5 protein-coding genes and 2 tRNA genes are annotated in these 6,086 nt (G+C 52.0%); 1 reads left to right on the plus strand and 6 read right to left on the minus strand.

The features are described 5' to 3' along the window. The first annotated feature begins 48 nt into the window (after positions 1-48). Positions 49-873 (plus strand): HTH-type transcriptional regulator HdfR, encoded by an 825-nt coding sequence (hdfR, locus tag ACJY2G_RS18465; protein ID WP_112290284.1) that lies wholly within the window; start codon positions 49-51, stop codon positions 871-873. A gap of 11 nt (positions 874-884) precedes the next feature. Here the strand turns inward: hdfR and yjfF are convergent, their stop codons facing one another. The 6 genes from yjfF to ACJY2G_RS18495 all read right to left on the minus strand — a co-directional run bounded on the left by yjfF (position 885) and on the right by ACJY2G_RS18495 (position 6,059). After that, positions 885-1,871, minus strand: a complete 987-nt coding sequence (gene yjfF, locus ACJY2G_RS18470; protein ID WP_113878114.1) for a galactofuranose ABC transporter, permease protein YjfF — start codon at positions 1,869-1,871, stop codon at positions 885-887. Then, the gene (ytfT, locus tag ACJY2G_RS18475; protein ID WP_112290281.1) at positions 1,871-2,890 is read right to left on the minus strand and encodes a galactofuranose ABC transporter, ATP-binding protein YtfT; all 1,020 of its coding nucleotides are present in this window, start codon (positions 2,888-2,890) and stop codon (positions 1,871-1,873) included. Before ytfT ends, yjfF begins: the two co-directional genes overlap by 1 nt. Positions 2,891-2,900: 10 nt before the next feature. Continuing rightward, entirely contained in the window at positions 2,901-4,382 is a 1,482-nt protein-coding gene (gene ytfR, locus ACJY2G_RS18480) for a galactofuranose ABC transporter, ATP-binding protein YtfR (protein ID WP_198659741.1), read from the minus strand. Positions 4,383-4,493: 111 nt separating this feature from the next. Then, complete coding sequence (gene ytfQ / locus ACJY2G_RS18485) at positions 4,494-5,450, minus strand: galactofuranose ABC transporter, galactofuranose-binding protein YtfQ (RefSeq protein ID WP_112290278.1); 957 nt, start codon at positions 5,448-5,450, stop codon at positions 4,494-4,496. 404 nt (positions 5,451-5,854) lie between these two features. Next, positions 5,855-5,930, minus strand: a tRNA-Trp gene (locus tag ACJY2G_RS18490). A 52-nt stretch (positions 5,931-5,982) separates the two neighbouring features. Further along, a tRNA-Asp gene (locus tag ACJY2G_RS18495) sits at positions 5,983-6,059 on the minus strand. Positions 6,060-6,086 lie beyond the last annotated feature (27 nt).

A 6,086-nucleotide genomic window follows, 5' to 3' on the forward strand; every position in this document is an offset into this window, starting at 1 on the left:
TAAAACAAAACATTTAAATCTTAACGACAAAAAATATTGGAGATAGTTTTGGACACGGAATTACTGAAAACCTTTTTGGAGGTCAGTAGAACTCGCCACTTTGGTCGGGCGGCGGAATCCCTATATCTGACGCAATCTGCCGTCAGTTTTCGTATCCGACAACTGGAAACCCAACTTGGCGCCAATTTGTTCACACGGCATCGCAACAATATCCGGTTAACGCCCGCAGGAGAACGCCTGCTGCCTTATGCTGAGAATCTGATGTCGACCTGGCAGATGGCAAAAAAAGAGGTGGTGCGTTCGTTACAGCACACTGAATTGTCGATTGGGGCAACGGCCTCGCTTTGGGAAGCCTATCTGACCCCGTGGCTGCAATCGCTTTACACGCAGCGCGGCGCACTAAGACTTGAGGCACGCATCGCCCTTCGCCAGTCTCTGGTCAAACAATTGCATGAAAGACAACTGGATTTACTGATCACCACTGAACCGCCGAAGATGGATGAGCTTTCAAGCCAGCTGTTAGGTAATTTCTCGTTACGACTTTTTTCATCACAGAAAACGGTCAGGGAAGAACATCCGCCGTATGTGAAACTGGAATGGGGTGCGGACTTCCCGCAGCAGGAAAAGCTGCAAAACAGCGATCAGGAACCGGTGCTGACCACAACGTCTGCGCATCTGACGCGCCAGTTGCTGGAAAACACCGGCGGTTGCGCTTTCCTGCCCGCGCATTGGGCGAAGGAATATCCGCAACTGTCGGTGCATGAAGAGATCCCTCCGGTGATCCGCCCGCTGTACGCCGTCTGGCTGCAAACCAGCGATCAGCAGGTTCTGATCCGTCAGTTACTTAAAACGCCGCTGATCACTAATCTCTGAACCGTCCGGCCTCAGGACGGTTCAGGCCGGGGATGGCGCGCTCTTCTGGCTGTCCAGAAGGTACCCATACCTTTTTGCAATCCGATGAAGATGAACAGCAACACCCCCATCACGATTTTGGTCCACCACGAGCTGAGCGTGCCATCGAAGGTGATATAGGTTTGTATCAGCCCCTGAATGAGCACGCCAAACAAGCTGCCCAACACTGTGCCTACGCCGCCGCTCAGCAACGTACCGCCAATGACGACAGAAGCGATAGCATCGAGCTCTACGCCGCTGGCAGCGAGTGCATACCCTGCAGATGTGTACAGCGAGAAAATGATGCCGGATAACACGGCCAGCGAACTTGAGAGCATATAGATATAAATCGTGGTACGGCGAACCGGCACACCCATCAGCGCAGCCGAAACGTTACTTCCGCCGACGGCATAGACGTTGTTACCAAATCGCGTGCGATGCGCCAGAATAATCCCGCCCAGCACCACCAGCAACATGACCAGAGCCAGCAAAGTGAAACGGCCACCTCCGGGCATTTTCCAGGCATAATTGGCGAGGAAATCATAAACCGGATGGTTAATCGGCAACGATTCTTCCGAGACGATAAAACTCATTCCGCGCACAAAAAACATGCCCGCCAGCGTGATGATGAAAGCCGGCAGTTTCAGCGTATCAATAATCCAGCCCATCAACGCCCCGAACAGCGCGCCCATCAAAAGCACAATGACAAACGCGTAACCGGGCGCAACGCCATAAGTGCCTATCAGTTTCGCCAGCAATACGCCCGTGAAAGCGATAACAGAGCCCACGGAAAGGTCGATACCGCCGGAGAGAATAACGAACGTCATACCAACCGCGACAATGCCCAGGAAAGCGTTGTCCGTCAGTAAATCAAAGAAGACACGCGTCGAAGCAAAGCCCGGAAACTGCGTGAAGCAATAAGCGTATCCCGCCAGGAACACCAAGATAGTAATCAGCAGGGGCAGATTTCTTTTAAGCATTATCCCTTCCTCCGGAACAGATTACTGAGTGAAACGCGGGGTGACTGAACTACCAGTACGGCGAGAACCACCAGGGCTTTCAATACCAGATTGAATTCAGGTTTAAAGCCGGAGAGCAGAATGCCGGTATTCATTCCCTGAATAATCAGCGCACCGACTACCGAAAGAAGCAGGTTAAAACGGCCGCCCAGCAACGAACCGCCACCGATGACGACGGCAAGAATAGCGTCAAGCTCCAGCCATAAACCGGCGTTATTAGCATCTGCACCGCGGATATCAGCAGTCACAATCACGCCTGCGACAGCCGCGCAAATCCCGCAGATGACGTAAGTGGAAATCAGTACTAAACGGGCGTTTACGCCGGCGTTATAAGCAGAGCGGATGTTGATACCCACCGATTCGATAAACAACCCGAGCGCCGTTTTACGCGTCAGCGCCCAGACCAGCACCAGCATGACGACGGCAATGATTACAGGCATCGGCAGATAAAACAGCGAACCACTACCAAACTGCGACAAACCGTTATGTTCAAACGTGACGATCTGTCCTTCCGTTATTAACTGTGCGATCCCCCTTCCGGCGACCATCAACATCAGCGTGGCAACGATCGGTTGTATTTGCAGGACTGCGACCAGAAATCCATTCCATAAGCCACATATCGCACCAACACCCACCGATGCCAGCAATACCATCGCCAGCGGATACCCCTGAACGGTCATAGTCGCCGCCGTCGCACCCGCTATCGCCATCACGGCTCCGACGGAAAGGTCGATCCCGCCGGTCGCGATAACCAGCGTCATCCCCAGAGCCAGCAGTGCTACAGGCGCGCCGCGGTTGAATATATCAACCAGGCTGCCAAACAGGCGACCATCCTGAATGTGGATAGAGAAAAACCCGGGGGCGACCAGGCTGTCGATGATTAATATGGCGACGAAAGCGCCGATTTGCGTGGCACCCTTAGGGAATACAAATCTTACTTTGCGCGGTCTTCCCGTCATTGGCAGACTCCTGTTGCTCATTGATATCTCCTCATTGCGCCGCAATGGCTTTCATAATGGCTGGTACGGAGATTTCAGCCTGCTCGATTTCGGTAACATGACGACGGTCGCGTAACACCACGATGCGGTCGGCATAGCCGGACAGCTCTTCCAGTTCAGATGAAATGACCAGTAAGGCCAGCCCTTCATCGCAAAGTTTCTCAATCAGACGGATGATTTCTGCATGAGCCCCCACATCAATGCCACGTGTGGGTTCGTCGAGAATGAGGAAACGGGGATTGGTTGCAAGCCAGCGGGAAAGAAGCACTTTTTGCTGATTACCGCCGGAGAGATACTGAATTTCCTGCTCCGTACCGGGTGTGCGGATACCGAGCAGCTTGATGAATTTTTCGGCTATCTGGTGCTGCTCTTTCATGGGCAGAGGTCGTAACCAGCCGCGCTGAGCCTGTAAGGCAAGGATGATATTTTCACGTACCGTAGCAGCACCGATAATCCCATCCGTTTTGCGGTCTTCCGGGCAATAACCAAACCCAAGCTTCGCAGCCTTACGGGGGGTGCTGATGGTTTCGGGTTTGCCATCAACCTGCGCGCTGCCGCTGTCATGTCCCTTGATACCGAAGATCAACTGCGCCGTTTCTGTTCGCCCTGACCCCAGCAAACCTGCCAGCCCTACGATTTCGCCCCGTCGTACTTTCAGGTCGAAATTTTCAATGACCCCACGACGGCCATAATCTTTGAAATCGACCAAAGGCTCGCCCGTCACATTGCGATGCTCGGTACGCTTTAGCAGGCTTTCATCAAAGCTGTGTCCCAGCATCATTGGCACCAGATCGATACGTGGCAGATCAACAGTACGTTCAGATCCCACCCGTTTACCGTTACGTAAAACAGTTATCCGGTCGCTGATCCGATAAACCTGGTCGAGGAAATGCGTCACGAAGATCATCCCCACGCCTTTGTCACGCAGCTGAACAAGAATATCGAGCAACATGCTGACTTCTTTGGCGTCCAGGCTGGCTGTTGGCTCATCGAGTATTAAGACTTGCGCTGAAAGATCGACAGCGCGGGCAATGGCCACGATTTGCTGGATAGCAATGGAATAAGTGGAAAGAGGCTGGCTGACATCCAGATGCAGACCATAACCTTCCAGAAGGGATTCGGCCTGTTGTTCCATCTTGCGCTGATTGACCAGCCCGAAGCGGGTCGGTTCGCGCCCGATGAAGAGATTGGCGGCAACAGAGATATTCGGCAGAAGGTTAACTTCCTGATATACCGTGCCGATCCCAAGCGACTGAGCATCAGCGGTATTGACAGGTTCAATCGATTTTCCGTTGAGAAAAACTTGTCCGGAAGAGCGCTTATAAACACCGGTAAGCGCTTTAATCATCGTGGACTTGCCCGCCCCGTTTTCACCTAACAGTGCCACTATTTCGCCACGTTCAAGCGTGAAGTCGACATTTTCCAGCGCTTTCACGCCGGGAAATTCTACGGATAAACCGCGAACCTCAAGCAGTGTTTCTGAACCAGGATCATCCGTCACGTCACTACTCCTGCTGCATTCGCCAGGGGGCGAAAAGGGAATAATTTTTACCGGCCTGCTGCTGAGGCAAGCCGGTAAACCGGCTTAATAACCCATGTCTTTTTTCATGTCGTATTCTTTCTGAGCCATATCCGGCAGGATAAGCGCAGACTGAGTCTGAATGAATTTCTTAGGCTGAGTGCCATCCTTTTTCATTGCAATCAGAGCATCAAATGCAGGGCCCGCCATATTAGGCGTCAGCTCGACAGAAGCATTCGCTTCTCCGGCCAACATCGCTTTGTAGATGTCAGGAACGCCATCGATTGAAACAATTTTAATCTGCGAACCCGGCTTAAGACCGGCTTCTTTAATGGCCTGAATCGCACCGATTGCCATGTCATCGTTATGGGCGTAAACAGCACAAATGTTCTTACCGTTTTGTTCAGCCTTGATGAAGCTTTCCATGACTTCTTTACCTTTACTACGGGTGAAGTCACCAGATTGTGAACGGATAATTTTGACGTTTGGCGCAGCTTTCAGCGCATCGGCAAAGCCTTGTTTACGGTTTAAGGCGACGCTTGCGCCCACGGTGCCTTGTAATTCAACAACATTACACGGCTTACCGGCGACATCTTTGACCAACCAGTCTCCAGCCACTTTGCCTTCATATACGCTGTCCGAAGCCACTGCGGCGGTGTAGAGAGAAGGATCACTGACTTCGATAGTACGGTCTAACAGAAATACCGGGATCTTGGCTTCTTTAGCTTCCGTCAGAACCGGAGCCCAGCCGGTGGCCACGACCGGTGCGATGAAAATGGCATCCACACCCTGAGCGATAAAGGAGCGTATGGCTTTGATTTGGTTTTCTTGTTTCTGCTGAGCATCAGCAATTTTGAGTGTGATACCGCGTTTTTCGGCCTCGGACTTAGCCACTTTTGTTTCCGCAGAACGCCACCCAGACTCAGAGCCAATCTGCGAAAAACCAACAACCAGCGGAGCTGCATGAGCCGCGCCACAAAGTGCTGTTGCCACTGCTGCTGCCACAATTAAGCGTTTGTACATGTTTCTTTCCTCGCGTGTAGTCTGAGCTACTTTTTGTTATGACTCGTAGGGTACGGCCAGGACGTTCACCCGACCTCAGTGTTCATTCCTCTCGACACGACGTCAGGAAAAAGAATGAAAACAGTATTGTCAGGGGCGGTTTGTCGTCACAGGACGATGATTAGGTTTAGTACACTGGGAAAAAGGGAGCATGAGCGGGGTCACATACGGGGAGAACAATCAATTAGTGCATGTATTCAGCCAAAACATGACAAAAAACAACCAGGAAAATGGAGCGGATTGAGCCGAAATGGTGCAAAAGCCGGCAAGACAGAGGTTTTATTGAGGGATTAATGAGCGCGATAAGAAAGGAGGACAAATTACAGACGAAAAAAAACCCCTCGCTTTCGCGAAGGGTTTCAATATGGCAGGGGCGGAGAGACTCGAACTCGCGACACCCGGTTTTGGAGACCGGTGCTCTACCAACTGAGCTACGCCCCTAAATTACGCTTAACATTATGCCTGCTAAAATTAGCAGGCATAATCAAATAATTGGCGGAACGGACGGGGCTCGAACCCGCGACCCCCTGCGTGACAGGCAGGTATTCTAACCAACTGAACTACCGCTCCACCGGTTCTTTCACACGCATCAGCAAT

The organism is Rahnella sp. ATs2 (genome assembly GCF_051851855.1).
Classification (GTDB): Bacteria; Pseudomonadota; Gammaproteobacteria; order Enterobacterales; family Enterobacteriaceae; genus Rahnella; species Rahnella variigena.